This window comes from Lachnoanaerobaculum sp. OBRC5-5 (genome assembly GCF_000296385.1).
GTDB lineage: Bacteria > Bacillota > Clostridia > Lachnospirales > Lachnospiraceae > Lachnoanaerobaculum.
Genome location: NZ_JH815185.1, coordinates 1,691,537 through 1,710,008 on the forward strand (window position 1 = coordinate 1,691,537; position 18,472 = coordinate 1,710,008).

Sequence of the window (18,472 nt, forward strand, 5' to 3'; positions counted from 1 at the left end):
TATAAATTGATGACCACAGAGTTAATAATTTGTTTGTGAATCCTATCTTCCAGACCATTTTTAGGACCTTTTAGAGGGATCCGGATAAGATCATTAATGCACTTGAACTTCCCTACTCAAACGCAAAACTTGAGGCCACAAATAACCTCATCAAAGTCATTAAGCAAAATGCTTTTGGCTTCCGGAACTTTGAAAATTTTAAAACGAGAATTCTCATTGCTTTGCATATCAAAAAGGAGAAAATCAATTTGGTCCTCTCCTGGTTGTGAGTTTTTATCAACCCACTACAGTTGATAAAGAGCCTTTTTTCTTATTTAATCTTGAAGAATTGAACAATCGACACAATACCTTGATAAATAAAGACAAAGGCAGTGGTGTAACTAACGAAGAGACCGGTCATCAATGGGTGTCCCATCATGATTAAACCTGCTACGATTCCTAAAATCCCCATCCAAACTAGAGGAGTACCTACCGATTTATCCGTCTTACGAACCTTGAAACCAACGATAGTTTTTGTAATACCATTTGTCAATGCCCAGAAAGAAATGATAAATGGCACAAAAGTTACCATTTCAATAAAGCTACCTGAGAACAAGGAAAGAGCGAGGATGAGGGTAACAATTCCTCCAAATAAATTCCAGCCATGCTTTTCTTCTGATTTGAAGTATTGTACAATCTCAGAAATCCCTTGAACTGCAAATACAAGTGCAAACAAGAAAGTCATGGAAGCCAAAGTAGCAACAGGATGTGCAAGCATTTTAAAACCTACAAAAACTGCAAAAATACCCGCAATTAGTAACAACCACTTCCCAATTTTCGACATTATTTTTCTCCTTTTTTAGAGGAATCTTCCTCTAGTATTCCATAAATCATCATATCCAAAACCTGTGATAATTGACGTTCATATCCTGAAACCAAGTCAGGCAAACTGCTATCTGATGAAACAGTTAAATAATAGGAACGAAACATATTCTGAATCAATCGCAGATAGGCCATAGCTCGCTTCTCATCAATATGCTCTTTCAGTTTGGATTCTGATATAAGTTTTTGACAAACTTGTTCATTCAAGTCCAAAAAATAGCTTTCTGTGGTGCGATGTCTGCTTCCAATTCTTTTGGCGTCGCAATCATTGCCTCAAAGAAAATGTGGCTATGTTCCGGGTATTGCTGATAAAATTGGTGACGTCTTTCCATATAATCAGCTAAGGAGGGTACTTGACCTTCCACCCCCCAGAAGCACTGCCAAAGCTTTCTCAAAACTCTCCTGAACACAAGTTAGATAGAGGTCTGATTTCCCTGAAAAATTATGATACAAAACTCCTTTGGAAATACCATCCACTTTACAAAGTTCATTGATGACAAAACCTTTATAGCCTTTTGTAGCAAATTCGAACAAAGCAGCGGTAATGATTTTCTCTCTTCGCAGTCTTGTTTTTTCTTCTTTTCTCATGTATGCACCTCTAGATTTTTAAATTATAAACCGTTTAGTCTAAAATGTCAATCAACTTTCTCGATAGAGTTTCTCCATAAATGTAGGATTACAATACATTTGTTACATCACAACTAAATAATAAAACGGAAGCACCTGTCTTGTGTTAAAGTTAGATCACCACAAAATAACAAACATAAGGAGGGCTTCCGCTATAGCTACTATAACACAAGATATGCGCTTTAGACTATCACTCATTCATTATTAATAGAGTAAAGATTTTGTCAGTTGATAAAGAAATAAAATCTTTACTCTATTTTCGCAAATAAAAAAAGAGTCGGTGCAGTCCCAAGACCACACCGACCATAATACTATTTAGTATCATCATTCACATTTAATACAGTACCTATTTCTTCATAGACTGATATAGTATCTAAGAAATCAACATCTTTAGCATATGGGTTATTCTGTATGTATTTTTTCCATAGTTTTTTTGGTGTTTCACTTTCCCGGAACAACTCTACTATTTCCTTGTACTGTAAAGCTGTTTCAAAAGAACCTCTGTATTTACTCGTTCTTTCTATTGCTTTTCTTAATATGCCTTTATCAATTTTATCTTTATAAATGCTGTATATCATATACAAATCATAGAAATCCCTTGCTCTTGTTGTGGTAATATTTCTGCTTGAAATGGTTTCAAATTTTTCAGCGAGTATAGTTTCTATGGTATAGGTCATAATTGGTATTGTACCTTCCTCTAAGATTTTTGAATAGGAATAATTCATTTCTCTTGGAGTAATAACATCTCCTGTCGTTATATCTATATTTAAGGTTGCATTTATTTTCCCAAAAATGCAGGATATGCTTGCACAAAAATCTTCATACACATCTTCCTGTCTTATTGGCGATAATTTAATCAGCTTATATTCAATATCTGCGTCAATTTCAATCGCTAATATTTCATTTAAGATTTTTGTTATAGAGACTTCATTTAGCGGAATACCTCTAAGCGTGGTATCCATATCCATCGTACTACGCATATCAACACCGATAAGAGAGGAGATAAGAAGTCCTCCTTTTAATATAAAATTCTCACTATATTTTGATTTGGAGAGTTTTTCAAGTATTCCTTCAAACAAGCACATCTGAAGTAGAGAGTTCGGATTAACTCCCGTTTTCTTAGATATGTTCCTAATCGCTCCTTTTATCTGTTCCGATGTTTTCATAATAGCACCTCCGTATATCGTTTTAAAGCTTGCTCCATATTCATCTTAATAGCATATTTCGACAGTTTTAATAAATTTTTCTCCTTACCTGCAAAGTAAGATTTTATTGCTTCGCTAAATACTTGTGCATCTATTCTGTCCTTATCTTTGATAATATCAAGTATGGTTCTTTCTTTGTCATACACTGATATTTCTCTGCCAAAGGGACTGGTTATAGTTATTTTCCCAATATCGTAATAATCTTTTTTTACATACTTAAAAACAATATTATCTCTTGCTGACTTAACTCTGCTGACATTATCTCCTACCTTTACAGTCATCACATAAATAAGGGGCATTCGTGTTGATAATCCTTGTAAATATGCCGCTGTTTCGTGAGAAAAAATACCTTTGGGTATTCTGTATGAGAAATAAAGATACTCATCAATATTCTCATCCGGAAGTGCATAGAGTCCGTTGGCTATTTTTTCAAGTTCTTCTTTTATGGTTAATTCTTTTAGGATATCCTTATGAATACCAAGATTTAAGGCTTCTCTGGTAGTTATAATCCCATTATTTTCTTTTATTTTTTTTAGCAGCAGTTCCCGTTTACTCATTTCTATCACCGCCTTTTTGTTCTTAAATTATAGTATTTATAAGAATAAAAGTCAATATTCAAAAAAAAGAGCCGGTGCAGTCCTAAGACCACACTAGCCATCATTATCTTTCTGCTTCTTTTGACGATTCCTGCTTTACTTTTGACTTTTGCTTATCTTCCGCCTGATATTCTTTGATAGCACCAAGTATGGATTTTTTACCGTTTTCTTGACCTTTTTCAGATTTGAGCAAAGTATTTAACTTAGCTTTCATTTTTTCAATATCTGCTCTAATCTGTCCTGATTGCTCCCAAGAATCTGCATAAAATAAGTCTTTTTCTCTTTCTTCTATCTCGCTTTTCAGTTTAGCAATCTCTTGACTCTTATCCTGTCCTTTCATCTGTTCTTTCGCCTTTAAGAGCTTTGAGGATAATATCCTTACATTGCTATGCTCCTTGCCGTTATCATCAATAGAGATTCTAAGCTGTCCGAATAACTTTACAAAATCTCCCTGTTTAAAGTCCTTTGGAATATCACTCTTTTCTCCGTAGGCGGAGCAATTATGATACACCTTATTTCCCTCATCATCTTTGGAAACTACGAAGAAATTTGCCACCTTAAAGGCTTCTCCGTTCTTATTTTCTCTTTCGATTACATCTACATTGCCTACAACATTTCCGACAATATTTACAAGGTCATCTTTCTCCTGCTGAACATAGGGTAGGTCTTTTATCTGCCCCTGTTCTCTTAAATCTTCAATCATATAGTCAAAATCTTCATGAAGCAGATTGATGGTATCATTTGCCATATAAGCATCATAGATCTTATCCAAGGCACTCTCATCATTGATGCCTTTTTCCATGCTGATAACCGCCTTCACAAAATCTTTGTGGTTATCCTTTGCCATATCTTCAATCCTATCCCTTATTGTTTTGTAATCCATGTTTTTATATCTCCTTTCATGGTAAAAGGGAGCTTATAAGCCCCCTTATCTTGCATATTCCTGTTCTTTTGTAGTTTGTTTATCTTCCGTTTTGCTTTCACTTTGATAAGCTCTGATCTGTCCTAAAATAGACGGTTTATCTTCCGTTCTTTGAGAAGTTTCCTCTTTTGTATGAAGATTATCTTCCACATCATAGGTTGATTCAAAGTAATCGCTATCCCTGAAATCATTGTCATATCTATCGATGATACTGTCATTATCGAGGTCTTTTGCAAGCGGATCATAGAAATTTCCCTCATCATCAATGTCAAGTCCCGTTGCTGCCCTTAAATCTTCCGAGTCCACATAGACTAAATCTTCAAAAGAGGATAGCTCAATCTCATTTTTCATATTCCTTAGAGCTTCATTTTCTCCCTTGTTTTCATAATCAAAGCTCTCGGTTTTTACCACCGTATCATCAATGTACTGTGTCCATGTGTAATCCTCTAAATTCAGTTCGTACTGAATCCCATGCCTTTCATCCGGTGTATTGGTATAGGCAATCCCGATATGCTTTAAATCAGGATACAGCGTGTCAAATTCATCATAACTGTGCTTTTCTTCATACTCTCTGTTGCAGAAGTCAATAATTGCTTTTTTCACATCTTCCAGTAAAGGATTGGTGTTTTCTTGTTCCTCGACCTCTCCCATATCTAAAAGCTTATTCAGTTCAGCAAGTCTTAGTACTTTCATCTTTAACTCTTCTGCCTTCTCAAAAGGCTTTTCAAGTTCTTCCAGGGCATTTTGTAGCTGTTCTTTGGTACTTACAAGCTTTTCCTCCAGGTAACTTAACTTTTCGGGTAATTTATCGATAGCATTATCTAATCTTGTGATATTGCCATCTGCACTTACCCCTAGCTCCCCAACGGTTTTAGATGCCCCATTCAGACTGAAAGCTCGCTCATTCGTAAAGATATTGTAACTCACCTCCAAGTCTAAATTTCGATACTGGCCAATCACTTTACTTTCATTTACTTTGACATTCTTGATTGCTTCCAGCAGTCTCTCTCCGGCTTCTTTTTTATCCATGATTTTTTCACCATGTAGGATTAAGGAAGTAAATCTGTTCTCTCCTTCTCCTTGCGGTTCTACTAAGGAAATGTCCTTCTTAACTGCTTCAATAAGCTTTTCTATCCTAGCGATTTCTTCAGGGTAAGTTTTCGCCACTTTGTCCTCTAACCTGTAACGATTGGACTTATAGTTTGCTTCTAACATTTTCAGCTTAGTAACTTCATTGTCCAAGTCCATTTTCTCTTTGATTTTTGGATCTCCTGTAGCCAAAGCCTTGATTTCAGCATAGTTCAAAGAACTTTCGTCTACATCTTCCGCAACTCTAACCGGAGTCTTACTGGTCATTATCTGGGAAATAAACTTTTGCTTGTTTTCAATAGTTTGCCAAAGGTAGGCATCAAAGGTATTTTCTGTAATATAACGGTAAATATATACACCGCCTTTGTCCTTATTTTCATTTCCCTGTCGGATAATTCTTCCTGCCCTTTGCTCCAGGTCTGCAGGTCTCCAGGGAACATCTAAGTCATGTAGGGCAATCAGTTTCTTTTGCACATTTGTACCTGCTCCCATTTTTTGTGTGGATCCCATTAAGATTCGGATTTCTCCGTTTCTCACCTTAGCAAACATCTCGTCCTTTTGCTTATCGGAATTTGCCTCGTGTATAAAGGCAATCTCTTCTTTAGGGATTCCCATTTCCACAAGCTTTTCCCGGATATCATCATAGATATTAAAGCTGTCATCTCCCTTTGGTGTTGACATATCGGAGAAGATTAGTTGCGTAGACTTATCTTCTTTTGTTTTATCCCAGATGGAAAATACATTCTTTACACATACATTTACCTTACTGTCCGGATTATCAGGCAATAATGGATTGATTAAACGCTGATCTAAAGCAAGCTTTTTTCCATCATTGGTGATTTTTAGCATATTGTCTTCGTCAGGCTCTACCGCTCTGTTCCGCACCTTATCTGCCCGCTCTGATAAGCCTTTTAAAATTTCTTTCTGTTCATCACTGGGCATGGTCTTAACAACTTCAAAGTGAGCTTCCGGGACTGGAAGATTTAACATATCAGCCGTCTGAATATCTGCCACTTCTTTAAACAGACTCATAAGTTCAGGAAGATTATAAAATTTAGAAAATCTCGTCTTTACTCTATATCCTGTCCCCTCAGGCGATAATTCAAAGGCAGATTGAGTCTCTCCAAAAGTGGAAGCCCAGGAGTCAAAATGCTCCAAACCATTTTTCTTTAATTCCTCATACTGTAAATATCTCTGCATGGTATAAAGTTCCGTCATGGAATTGCTTACAGGCGTTCCCGTAGCAAAGACAATGCCCTTTCCATTGGTCATTTCGTCCATATAGCGACACTTCATGAACATATCTGAAGACTTAAATGCTTCCGTCTGTCCAATGCCTGCTACATTCCTCATCTTCGTGTAAAGGTAAAGGTTTTTGTAATTATGGGCTTCGTCTACGATTAGTTTATCTACACCAAGTTCTTCAAAGGTAATGACATCATCTTTCTTGAAATCATCGTTTAGCTTTTCCAGCCTAGTCTCCAGTTTTTTTCTTGTCTTTTGCAACTCCTTCACGGTAAAGTTCTGGTTTCTATCATGCTTGTATTCCTCCACATAATTGATAATCTCGTCAATCTGGTCTTTAATATGCTTCTCTTGATACTCTTTACTCATGGGAATTTTCTCAAACTGGCTATGGCCGATAATAACTGCATCGTACTCACCTGTTGCAATCTTTCCGATAAAGCGTTTTCTGTTTTTGGGCTCAAAATCTTTTTTATCTGCCACCATAATGTTCGCCGAAGGATAGAGCTGCATAAACTCTCTCCCGATCTGCCCTGTCAAATGATTCGGTACAACAAAAAGGGATTTTGTACACATTCCAAGTCTTTTCGCCTCCATAGAACTTGCTACCATTTCAAAAGTCTTCCCTGCACCGACCACATGGGCAAGAAGCGAATTTCCCCCATAGAGAATTCTTGCGATGGCATTTTTCTGATGTTCATAAAGAGCAATTCCTTCTCCCATGCCTTCAAAGCTTAGGTTACTGCCATCATATTCACGATTTCGAATGGAATTGAATCTCTCATTATAGGTCTTTACCAGCCTGTTTCTCCGTTCCTGATCGTCAAAAATCCAGTTCTGAAACTCTTCTTTAAGAAGTTCCTGTTTCTGTCCGGCAAGCATGGTCTCTTTCTTATTCAGTACAGAAGTTTTAGAGCCATCTGCATTTTCTATTTGGTCAAATACCTTGGTTTCTTTTAGATTGAGGGCATCTTCAATAAGCTTATAAGCACTTACTCTGGAAGTACCGTAGGTCATTTCCGCTAAATCATTCCCCCTATCTTGACTCTTTCCTTCAATATTCCACTCACTGGTAAGGCTAGAGAATTTCACATGGATATTCCATCTGGCATAGCCCGGTGTCTTTAAAGTCTCAAAAATAAAGCGTTCTATATCCTTTACAGGAATCCATGTTGCTCCTAGTCGAATATTGATTTCACTGGCTTCAAGTTCTTTTGGCATCACTTTTTGAAGCTCTGCTTTTTGATATTCCAATCGATTTAGTTCCATATCCAGTAGTTCTTTTTCTGTTTCCCTATCATCAGACAAGATTCTTTTAGCCTGGCTGATTCGAAAGATATAGCTATCGATTGCCCCTATCTTTTCCCGAATATTTCCACTCAGATATTCGTCCTTTGTTACATAGGTATACTTAAAGGTGCTCCTATCATCACTACAACTAAAGGGCAAGTCTCCGTCTTCAAGATTAAAAGAAAACTTTTGATTGCTCTTTACGTTTTCTTCACGAATATTTAGGAATATCTCTCCTTTTAGCTCCGAAATAATGGTGCTTCTATCCTTATCTGTAAGACCCTGCATGTAATCAAAATCCACATAGCCTTTTTGGGAAATGGAAAGTACCAAGGCTTCCAGAGAGGTATCCACATGATTTATCACCTTTGCCTTACTGATCGTGCGTTTCGAAAAAATATCTCCCTTTGCCTTAAAATTCTCCTCTTCGTCAAGAATTTCAATAGACGATACCAATGGAAAGTTACTGTCTTCCCTTAATGCTCTAGTATTCGAAAGAGTATTAACAAAGCCATGCTTTTTAGAGAACCTGTCATAGACTTCATTTAAAATTTCTTGAGAAGCCTTGATTTCTGCATCGCTAAAATCTTCCTTTTGTTTGTATATAACATCTTTTAACGCTTCCTTTAATGTGAGATAGTCCTTGATCTTTTCTTTATTCTTATCCGAAATTTCTTTCTTGATGAAAAGGGAGTTTTCCCTGTAATACACCTCATTGTTAAGGATTGTATAAGAAAAGTTCTTCACATCATCTGTTGCCGGAATAAAGCTAATCTCATCATCAAGAAGTTCTATCTCTTCATATCTTGTGTTTGCAGAAATTTGTTTTCCGGCACGTTCCAACATTTCTTTTAAATCTGCATTTTCCTTTGATAAGCAAGCGAGAGTATTTCCAAATCGCCCTGAAACTTCTTCCATCTTGCCAAGTACCATTTCCGGGTGATCCACAAAGTATTTATTGTAAGTAAGTCCGTTTTCATCCTCTTCCAAATGTACCCAGCTATCATCTCGTTCCAGAACACTGTCTCTCTTCTTTAGAAAAATAATATCACTTGTTACTTCTGTACCGGCAACACCCTTAAAAGTATCGTTGGGAAGCCTTATCGCTCCTAAAAACTCAGCCCTGGCATTGATATACTTCCTGATACTTTCATCTTTCTTATCCATTGTGCCGGAAGAGGTGATAAAGGCAATCACGCCACCATTCCTAACTTTATCTATAGACTTGGCAAAGAAATAATCATGGATCAAAAAGTTGTTTTGGTTATACGCTCTGTCATTAACCGTAAAATCCCCAAAAGGCACATTTCCAATGACAAGATCAAAGAAATTGTTGGAAAAGCTCGTTTCCTCAAATCCCTTAACCTGAATATCACTATTAGGATAAAGTAGCCTTCCAATACGGCCACTTACTTGGTCAAGCTCCACTCCATAAAACTTGGACTGATTCATTTGCTCCGGAAGGCTTCCGATAAAGTGCCCGATACCCATGCTTGGCTCTAAGATATTTCCCTGTTTAAATCCGATATCCAGAACTGTCTTATATACGCTGTCAATCACTGTTTTAGGCGTAAAAAAAGCAGTTAAGGTAGATTCCTTAGCTGCTTCATATTCTTCTAAACTTAGGTTTTTCTTTAGGAAATTTCTGGCTTCCGACCATTGCCCGGTCCGTTCTTCATCAAATACTTCGGAAAGCCCTCCCCAGCCGACATATCTTGCCAGTACTTCTTGGGCTGATTCATCAAGTACTCTTTCCCCCTTTTCTACTCTGTTTAGCATAGAAATGGCTTCCAGGTTATAGTTTAGTCTTTCACTTGGTGTGAGTTTATCATGGAAAATCTCTTGCCGTATTTTGAAATTGGAAGCCGGTGCTAAACTTCGACTACTTCCTTTATCACCATCTCTTTCAATGCTGAAATCATGGTCTGGTACTTCGGATCTTCCTCGCTCGCTATATTCAGCTCCTTCATCATTTGAGGTTTCTCTTCCCTCATAAATTGAATTGCTCTCTTCTGCACTTCCATTAAGTGATTGACCAGCTTCTTCTCCTTGTATAGCTCGAGCAGCATTTGATAATTCATCTCGTTCTGACTCTCTGCCATGTACTCCAGTCTCATTACGGCGTAAGTCGGATTCGGAAATTCCGACAGAAAGCTCGTCTCCTCTTCCAGACTGTCTAAAGTTTTCTTCTTGATTATCTTCACTATTTCGTCCGTATTCTCCATCTGAGAAAACTCGTTCTCCTCTATCATCATCTCTTTCGTCATTTGATCGAACAGCATCTTCCATACCTCCTTGTTCTGCTTCACCATTTCTTTCAGTCTCAAATCTTATTTCTTCAGGATTGTTCTTATTATATTCTGCACCTCTGTTTTTTGTCAGCCCATGACTTAGGGATAATTTCTTTGTGCGTTCAATAGTTGCCTCTAAAATCCTATTACAAGCATTAGAAATACAATTTCCTGCAAACATTAAGGACACACTATCTAAGTAAAGAAAGTTTTCCTTGCCCTTTTCCATATCTATCGGATAGTTCACATGAAATCGGCTAGATAAGGCGTAGCTAATAGACTCTCTCATAAAATGCACAAAAGAATTCCTATCCTCAGCCGGAACTCGCAAATTATTGGCAAGTTCATGGATATCCTGATCTGCATATATTCTGCTAAGAAAGTAAAGATTTTCTAATAAACTATCCTGAGGTGTATAGCCCTCAAGCCGAATCATTTCTTTCAATGTATCCGTATCTTTCTCTTTATCAAAAGACCAGAGTACTACTTCGTTGACATTACGGTCTATAGAGACAGTTTGACTGATATCAAAAACATAAGCTATTTTTTGTTTCCCTTCACTTTCATACAGAATCGGAATCCCCTTCTCCCCACGCATAACCGTTCGATGAAACCTTTCCCGCCACATATCAAAGCCTGCACAAGCTACTGCTTTAAAGTTTCTATCGTAAATGCTTAACTGACTTAAAAAATCATATCTCTGATTATTGCCAATAACTTTCAGGAGTTTTAGATACTCTGTTTCAGAACCTAAAACTTCTCTTTTTACAAGCTCAATCAGAGCATAAAAATCGTTCGTTCTCATTTTTCCTCCTTTTTTTGCAATAAAAAAGGGCGATGGAGTATCGCCTTTTTTGAGATTATAACTGAGTAATTCCTTCATTCTTTAAAACTAACGTTAATTTTTTTTCTTTTAACACCTCTTTGTAAAGATCCAAATTCTGATTAAGGCTCTTATACTGCCAATAGAATAGATTATACAAATATAGGCCAATATCAATTAATAATAAAAACATTTGAAACTTTTCTTCAGGTTTAGCCACAAATATGTTCCCTACCGTATTTGTCTTTAATCCACTACTTATCATAGGGAGTATATTGGGTAGAATAGCAATAGAAAAAATAAGAACAATAGACTTTCCAAATTGTTTTAAATCTGATGCCAGTTCATCTTCGAATGTCATACTGAAGTCATAAATTTCGCTAATAGCACGATCTGTAAGAACATTCTTCGGCTGACCAAACATGTTGTCTAAAGCCTCATTTGCTATTTTTTTCTTCTTTAGATCAAAAGTTTTGAAATAACGCCTCAAAACTCTCCAAACAATTAGAAGTAACCAGAAAATAATAATTTCTCTGTTTGTTTCATCCTCAAGGTTCATTTCAAGTAAACAAACTATAGATAAGGTAACAAAAATACAACAAAAAAAATCTCCAAAAAAATATTTTTGTAAACATTTAGGGATTTTCCCGAAAGTACATTTAATTATTTTTCCTATGAATCTAATGACAGTCTCTATAAATGATTTTCCACTTTGTTTTTGACCATCGCTAACTATTTGATTATACTTTTCTCTGTATTTCAGATAAATCATTTCTGCATTCCAATTAGGATAATCTGCTTCTGATTTCCTTGGGTCATTATTAATATTTGACATTTCGTATTCTCCTATTTTATATCAAAGCGTGTATATATAATAGCAGTTTAATTGTGCAAAATCAATCTTATAATCCCCTCCAACACATTCACCACAATACTATTTCCTGCCTGTTTATATAGGATAGATGAAGTCATACCTTTTCTCTCAGGAAATACCGTCCTAAGCTTTTCAAAGTCTTCTTCATCAAAGCCCATAAGTCTGAAGCATTCCTTTTCTGTAAGATAGCGATACTTTCCATTCTTTAAATCTACAATCCCGGAATTAGGGATTCTTACCTGCTTTGTAGTGATGGTATAAGCATATTTATCTATCACATTAAGCTTACCCTTGAAGTTCTTATTTTTAGGCTGTCCTCTTAAGTAGCAAAGCATGGACTCCTGTCTTACCTCATATTTCTCTGAAACACCTTCTTCCAAAAATTCGGATATATCTCTTGTAGGAACGGACTTCAGCTTGGAAAAATCAAAATCATTTTTTCCGAACATACTTACCACAAAGATTCGCTCTCTTTTTTGAGGGATTCCAAAATCCATAGCATTTAGGATTGCATATATATTTTCATAGCCCAGACTTTCCATTTCTGTTAAATAATGAAAAAAGGAAGCCCTCAAATTCTTATCGAGAACTCCCTTTACATTTTCCCAGATGACTATCCGAGGTCTACTATTCATTTCTTCAATAATCCGTATCGTCTCAAATAAAAGACTGCTTCTTGTGCCACTCCCCTTTTTTCCTCCTTGCTTTAAACCGGCTCTGCTAAAATCCTGGCATGGACTTCCATGCATGAGTAAATCAATTCTTTGCTTCGAGGGATTGTAGCCAATAATGCTCTTTGGCTTAAAATCTGCATTATACAAGGCGTTATAGCTTTTCACGCAATTCTTATCAATTTCCACATAGTCTATAACTTTATGCGGTATTTTTTGCCGAATCAATGCCTTTCGAATAGCTCCGATGCCTCCGAATAGCTCCAATACATTCAATGTTTCTATCTTCATCACCTCCAATAAAAAAGGGAACAAGATTTTCTCTCGTTCCCCTAAATGCTGTTTCTATATTGTTCCACCAGACTTTGAATCTCTTTTTCAATTCTCCGAAGAAATTCTTCCTTACTCTCTTTCCCGGAAGCAATGTCTGAAAGCTCCAATTCCCACTTCGCAGTGGTTTCTGCCGATTTGAACTTTTCCGCAACAATCGTGATTAGGTTAATGCCTTTATGCGTAGCCAGTAAGTTCTTTTTATCTCTTTCCACAAAACCTTTATAAATTAGGTTTTCAATAACTCCTGCTCTTGTTGCTGGTGTTCCTAAGCCTCTTCGTTCTACTTCTACAGCCTTGTCTATCATTTCCGTCCCTGCAAGTTCCATTGCCTTTAAAAGGGTATCTTCCGTATAATGCTTCGGTGCTGCAGTATATTTTTCTCTAAGCTCTGAACTTTCAAGATGTAAAATGTCTCCACTCGAAACACTTGGTAAGACAAGTTCCTCGCTCTTCTTCGCCTTATATTCTTTCAGATACTTCGTAAAGCCTTCTTCTATAATTACCTTCCCTGTACAGCTAAAGGAAAATCCTTCTACTTCCGCTACTACTTTGGTGAGACTTTCTTTAAGGGGATATCCTAAGCTCGCATGAAGCTTGTTTAGGATAAGCCGGTATACCTTTGCTTCACTTTCAGGAAGTTTCGATAAATCCTTTTGCAAGGAACTAATAGTTGGAATAATAGCGTGGTGATCCGTAACCTTTTTAGAGTTAAATACCGTCTTGATACGACCTGCATCAAAATCGTTTTTGCCCAAAATGTTATTGACGGTACTTGTAATCATATCTTCTGTAAGGCATCTGCTGTCTGTTCTTGGATAAGTGATAAACTTCTTCTCATAAAGGCTTTGTGCATAGTCAAGGCTTTGTTTTGCACTGTATCCAAAGAACTTGTTACACTCTCTTTGCAAAGTCGTAAGATCAAATGGCAATTCCGGATTAGTGATTTTTTCTTTCTGCGTAACATCACTCACTTGAATTGTATTTCCGACCTTGTTTTTTAGTCGCTTTGCAGTCTCTACATCATCTATTCTTTCGCTTGACAAAGAAAAGCCATCGACTAGAAGCTCCACGGTATAGTACTTTTCTTTTTTGAAATGAGCGATTTCATCGTCTCGTTTTACAATCATGGCAAGGGTTGGTGTCTGAACACGTCCTACGGAATAGTTTTGCTGATAAAGGCAGGAATACAGTCTACTGATATTCATGCCCACCAGCCAATCCGCAATGGCTCTTGCCTGAGCTGAAGCAAAAAGGAAATCATAGCCCTCTCCCTTTCTTAGATTTGCAAAGCCCTCTCTAACAGCACTGTCTTCCATGGAAGAAATCCAAAGTCTTTCCACCTTCTTTTTGCAAGTCGCTTCAATGTAAACCAATCTGAAAATGGCTTCTCCCTCTCGTCCAGCATCGCAGGCATTGATAATCGTGTCAACACTGCTTTCATTCATCAGCTTTTTCAAAATGGAAAACTGTTTCTTAGTCGTCTTTGTGACCTCATATTTATAATTTTGGGGGAAAATCGGTAAATCTTCCATATTCCATTTTGCATACCTACTATCATAGGCATCAGGATTTGCCATTTGGATTAAATGCCCAACACACCAGGAAACTTTGTATCCATTTCCCTCCACATAACCATCTTTTTTATCATTCACTCCTAAGACTTTGGCAATGGACAGGGCAACTGAAGGCTTCTCTGCAATCACTAATTTCATATCTTTTCTTACTCCTTTTTTCAAAAAAATAGGGTGGAAGTATGATTATTCTTCCACCCTGTAATCCATAAAACATTCTTTCTAAACGTATCGACTAAAGTTCCAAGTTTTACTCCTCTTCCTCATAGTCTTCCGTCTCTGCTTCTTCCTTATCCATGTCTTCTAACTCTGTTTCCATTACTCCTCCTTCTCTATCCTCTATTTCGCTTTCTTCATTACTATCTGCTTCTGAGAAGAAGTCATCTTCTTCCTCAAGGCTTTCTACCGCCTCTGCTTCTTTCTTTTTTACTACCTTAAAGTAATAGGCAACTGCCATAACTAAAACCACTACAAAAATCAGTAAAACATAGCTTCCCATGCTCCCGTTTTCTTCCATTGTCTTTGGCTTTTGCTCTTCCTTACTTTCCTCTTTTTCCGGATCCTCTTTTGTAATCGCCGGCTTGCTTTCTTTCTGTTCTACCATATTTAACAAATCATCTTCCGAAACTTCCGTAAGAAGCATTACATTTTGATCTTGCTCATCATGGTTAATAATCAGATGAAATACTTTTCCGCTCTTAGTCTTAAAGCTAATAAACTGTCTGGCATCAGCAGAAAATTGGTCATTCGCTTCTGTTTCGTTTCCATGATGAATCGGATAGGCATTGTTGGCATTATCAACATCCTCCGTAACTGTTGCCCTAGCCTCTCCCGGTAAGGTGGCAATCCCTTTATTGGTACTTTTTTCTTCGTTGCTCCCCTGCTTTCCATTTTCAGGATCTTTTGCCTCCAGTTTGTTGGGAAAGCGTACTTCTCTCTCTATTTCTTCCTTTACTTCCTGGGTGACTGTAGTCTCTGCATTATTTCCCTCTGCAGCTACGCTTCCCTCTGTAGCCTCCTGCTCATTAACCTGAGCATAGGACAGCATGGAAAATCCATGCATGGTCAGCATGGTAGAAAGTACAGTAGCCACAATAAGTCTTCTCCACTTTTTAGTTTTCATCGCCATTCTCCTTTATTCTTTCCTTAAACATCTCACTTTGCATTCTTTCTTCGCTTTGCATTTTCCCGTCACTTCTTTCTTTTCTTAGCTTTTCCATCAAGTCAGCAATCGTAATCTTATTGCTTCTGCATATCGCAATAATTTCTTCATTTTCAAGTTCCTCTTCCCGAATAAATCACTACCACCCGTCAAACGGGTGGTTTGCTCGAGGCTATAAGCCCCTGCTACTGGCCAGCGTCTAAAGGCGCTGGCTTTCATTTTGGGCTATGGGAAGTTTGCTTTGCACCTTCCCACAGCTCCATTCAAGCCATATTGCGTTTGACTCGTCGCTACCCCATAAAGGGGTATTGGTACTACTGCACTTTAACCCTTAAAAGGGTCTTCATATTCTTTAACACTTAGTTTATCCAAAGCTATATCGTGTTTTTCTTGATCTTGGATATACTTTTTTATTGTGGCTTCATTTAGACCTACTGTACTGACATAATAGCCTTCGGCCCAGAAATGTCTGTTCCCAAATTTGTATTTAAGATTTGCGTGTTTATCAAATATCATCAAAGCACTTTTTCCCTTTAAATAGCCCATAAAAGAAGAAACGCTTATCTTAGGTGGAATACTAACCAGAATGTGTACATGGTCCGGCATTAAATGCCCTTCTATAATCTCCACTCCTTTAAAGGCGCAGAGTTGCTTGATAATATCCCGAATATCTGACTTATATTGATAATATATTATTTTTCGCCTATACTTCGGTGTGAAGACAATATGATATTTACACATCCATTTCGTATGTGCTAATGCATATTCTTTCTTCGCCATAAAATCACCTTCCTTTTCTGCAATATAGCTTGAACAACTTTATTGTATTAGGAAAGGTGATTTTTGTATAACAAGTGTTTCCCACCCGCATAGCGGGTGGTTTTTTGTATCAGAGCTAACATTTTTCAAATGTCAGCTCCGATACTGGCTAAAGTCCATTAATAAAGGCTCTAATTTTTCATCAATTAGAGCCCTTTTATCCTTTAATCTTTGTATTTTATTTTTCACTAAAATAAGTTCCTTATTCACTTTATCCGTCCTTTCTCCACTTAACGAACTCTTCCAAAACCAAAAAAATGCTCCTTCCAGTATGGTGTATTGATACTAACAAAGCGTATCGGGTTTCCGGCATGAATCATCATGCCGTCTCCTGCATAGATTCCGACATGGGAAATGGGCGTACCGCTTTTATAGGTGTTTTTAAAGAAAATGATATCTCCGGCCTTTGCTTCACTTTTGGAAATGGGCTTACAGTAGGATTTGTAAATATCGTAAGCCGTTGTCCTAGGCATATTTTTTACCCCGGAATGGGTAAAGCTCCAGCACACAAAGGACGAACAGTCAAAGTTGTTCGGCCCATTTGCTCCAAAGACATATTTCTTTCCGATATGTTTCTCTGCTTCACTAAATAAGGCTTTAATAGACTCTTCATTGAAAGCAATTCCCGGATTTTCGAAATCAGGATTTAAAATCAACTCGGAAGTATTTGCATTTCCACTGCCAAAAAAGGATTCCATATTTCCTTTTGCAGAAAGTAAGGATTCATAGTGGCTTACATTATTCGGATGCTTTTCAAATATCTCCCTAATGACAGTATCCATCTCTTTTTTCTTTAAGCTTATAAACAGCTTTTTATACTCATAAGGCACTAACCTGCTTCTACTTCGTATTTTTCCTTCCCTGTCTACATAAGTCTCCTTAACTGTTTTGTATCTGATTTCTATCTTTTCCCGATACGATAGACTGTATATTCTTTGAAAAAGATCCTTCAGGATATCTTCAACATCTCTTGCCTTTTTTACCTCTCCATATCGTGAAGTAACATAGGATAAAAGCTCATGCACATTGTGCCCGATCTCTTTATCTTTCTGAATAATATACTCATCGTAGCCTGGGTGATTCTTCTGCACGGAATTCATCTCGTCCTGCAATCCTTCTTCCATGCTTTCAAATTGCTGATTGACTTCCGTAAGGACATTCGGATCCGATAAATAGCTTGTACTAAGTACACCACTGGAAGAATTCATCATGCCGGACAAGGACATTACGGAAAAATTCATAAGGAATGTCCCCAAAATAATAAGACTTAAAAAGATAAGCATGAAGCCCTTGGCATTTCTTATCATGACCTCTTTTGAGCTTTTAATCGCTCCGAGCAGTCCTTCTTTCAGCCTATCCCTAAGTCTTGTCTTATATTTACTCTGTATGCTTTCTTTCATTTGCCTTTTCTTTTGAAAACGCTTATAGGCATTTATCCTTTGAGAATCATCTGAAGCTTTCCTTGCACCTTCACTTTCTTCAAAAATAAGCTTGGAATTTCGTTCTTTGGTCTTCCTATTGTACTTTTCAAGTCGAAAGGCTTTCCTATCTCTTTTCTTCTCTGCATATCGCCTTGTCCCCCGAATGAGCTTTGCACTAAAATCAGCTGTCTTTTCTCCTGTTTCAACGCCTTGATTGTCCTCACTCCCCTGGGATAAGTAGTCTCTTACCACCTCACTTCCCTTGGAAAAACTTTTAAGATATGATAAATTCTTTTTCTTTTTTGCAGCCTTTGGCTTTTTCGAAACTTGTTTTTTCCCTGTCTTTGTAAGTTTCTCTTTAACTGCATTCAGTGCCTCAGAGTCTTCTTTTTCTTTAGAAGGAAGCTTTTCTCCTGTCGTTGCTTCCCTGTTTCTTGTATAGAGATTCTCGGTAAAGTTCCGCCTTTTATGCTCTGCTCTTTTTTGTCTTTCTTTCCCAATACCTTTAATTAACTTCTTTTTATTGGAACTTCCCTCAGCTTTTGGATTATCTTTTTTAGGAATATCCTTCCCTAAAACCAACTTACTATCTTTTCTTCGTACCTTATCTTGAAAGCGTTCATGATTATGAAGAATCTTCTCCCGAAAATCCTTTTCGGCTCTTTTCCTCAT

General features: G+C 37.2%; 12 protein-coding genes and 4 pseudogenes. 1 reads left to right on the forward strand and 15 read right to left on the reverse strand.

Going from position 1 to position 18,472, the window contains the following annotated elements; all coding sequences use genetic code 11:
* Window positions 1–38 precede the first annotated feature (38 nt).
* Window positions 39–269: pseudogene (locus HMPREF1135_RS13750) on the forward strand (transposase); the annotation flags it as partial.
* Window positions 270–310: 41 nt separating this feature from the next.
* On the opposite strand, the gene HMPREF1135_RS08065 reads toward HMPREF1135_RS13750, so the two are convergent.
* The 15 genes and pseudogenes from HMPREF1135_RS08065 to HMPREF1135_RS08125 all read right to left on the reverse strand — a co-directional run bounded on the left by HMPREF1135_RS08065 (window position 311) and on the right by HMPREF1135_RS08125 (window position 18,472).
* Entirely contained in the window at window positions 311–823 is a 513-nt protein-coding gene (locus HMPREF1135_RS08065) for an HdeD family acid-resistance protein (RefSeq protein WP_007594012.1), read from the reverse strand.
* Window positions 823–1,074 (reverse strand): hypothetical protein, encoded by a 252-nt coding sequence (locus HMPREF1135_RS14035; protein WP_198006708.1) that lies wholly within the window; start codon window positions 1,072–1,074, stop codon window positions 823–825. Before HMPREF1135_RS14035 ends, HMPREF1135_RS08065 begins: the two co-directional genes overlap by 1 nt.
* Before the next feature lie 123 nt (window positions 1,075–1,197).
* A complete protein-coding gene (locus tag HMPREF1135_RS14040) occupies window positions 1,198–1,449 on the reverse strand; it encodes a TetR/AcrR family transcriptional regulator (protein WP_007594021.1) in 252 nt (83 codons plus the stop codon).
* Window positions 1,450–1,799: 350 nt separating this feature from the next.
* On the reverse strand, window positions 1,800–2,654 hold the full coding sequence (locus HMPREF1135_RS08075; protein ID WP_007594023.1) for a nucleotidyl transferase AbiEii/AbiGii toxin family protein: 855 nt from the start codon (window positions 2,652–2,654) through the stop codon (window positions 1,800–1,802).
* Window positions 2,651–3,250: a type IV toxin-antitoxin system AbiEi family antitoxin domain-containing protein gene (locus tag HMPREF1135_RS08080; protein ID WP_007594025.1), complete on the reverse strand. Its 600-nt coding sequence runs from the start codon at window positions 3,248–3,250 to the stop codon at window positions 2,651–2,653. The genes HMPREF1135_RS08075 and HMPREF1135_RS08080 overlap by 4 nt, the downstream gene beginning before the upstream one ends.
* A 376-nt stretch (window positions 3,251–3,626) precedes the next feature.
* Window positions 3,627–4,172: pseudogene (locus HMPREF1135_RS08085) on the reverse strand (single-stranded DNA-binding protein); the annotation flags it as partial.
* A 45-nt stretch (window positions 4,173–4,217) separates the two neighbouring features.
* The gene (locus HMPREF1135_RS08090; protein WP_007594029.1) at window positions 4,218–10,931 is read right to left on the reverse strand and encodes a helicase-related protein; all 6,714 of its coding nucleotides are present in this window, start codon (window positions 10,929–10,931) and stop codon (window positions 4,218–4,220) included.
* 55 nt (window positions 10,932–10,986) lie between these two features.
* The gene (locus HMPREF1135_RS08095) at window positions 10,987–11,784 is read right to left on the reverse strand and encodes a hypothetical protein (RefSeq protein ID WP_007594031.1); all 798 of its coding nucleotides are present in this window, start codon (window positions 11,782–11,784) and stop codon (window positions 10,987–10,989) included.
* A 47-nt stretch (window positions 11,785–11,831) separates the two neighbouring features.
* Window positions 11,832–12,785: a DNA cytosine methyltransferase gene (locus HMPREF1135_RS08100; RefSeq protein WP_051007201.1), complete on the reverse strand. Its 954-nt coding sequence runs from the start codon at window positions 12,783–12,785 to the stop codon at window positions 11,832–11,834.
* 41 nt (window positions 12,786–12,826) lie between these two features.
* Window positions 12,827–14,539: a DNA topoisomerase 3 gene (locus tag HMPREF1135_RS08105; protein WP_007594042.1), complete on the reverse strand. Its 1,713-nt coding sequence runs from the start codon at window positions 14,537–14,539 to the stop codon at window positions 12,827–12,829.
* 109 nt (window positions 14,540–14,648) lie between these two features.
* The gene (locus tag HMPREF1135_RS08110; RefSeq protein ID WP_007594044.1) at window positions 14,649–15,521 is read right to left on the reverse strand and encodes a CD1107 family mobile element protein; all 873 of its coding nucleotides are present in this window, start codon (window positions 15,519–15,521) and stop codon (window positions 14,649–14,651) included.
* A pseudogene (locus tag HMPREF1135_RS08115) lies at window positions 15,511–15,696 on the reverse strand (conjugal transfer protein); the annotation flags it as partial. The pseudogene HMPREF1135_RS08115 and the gene HMPREF1135_RS08110, both read right to left, overlap by 11 nt.
* A 188-nt stretch (window positions 15,697–15,884) precedes the next feature.
* Window positions 15,885–16,340, reverse strand: a complete 456-nt coding sequence (gene tnpA, locus HMPREF1135_RS08120) for an IS200/IS605 family transposase (RefSeq protein WP_007156859.1) — start codon at window positions 16,338–16,340, stop codon at window positions 15,885–15,887.
* Between the two features lie 156 nt (window positions 16,341–16,496).
* Window positions 16,497–16,589, reverse strand: a pseudogene (locus HMPREF1135_RS14165) (conjugal transfer protein); the annotation flags it as partial.
* Between the two features lie 20 nt (window positions 16,590–16,609).
* Window positions 16,610–18,472 (reverse strand): C40 family peptidase, encoded by a 1,863-nt coding sequence (locus HMPREF1135_RS08125; RefSeq protein WP_007594057.1) that lies wholly within the window; start codon window positions 18,470–18,472, stop codon window positions 16,610–16,612.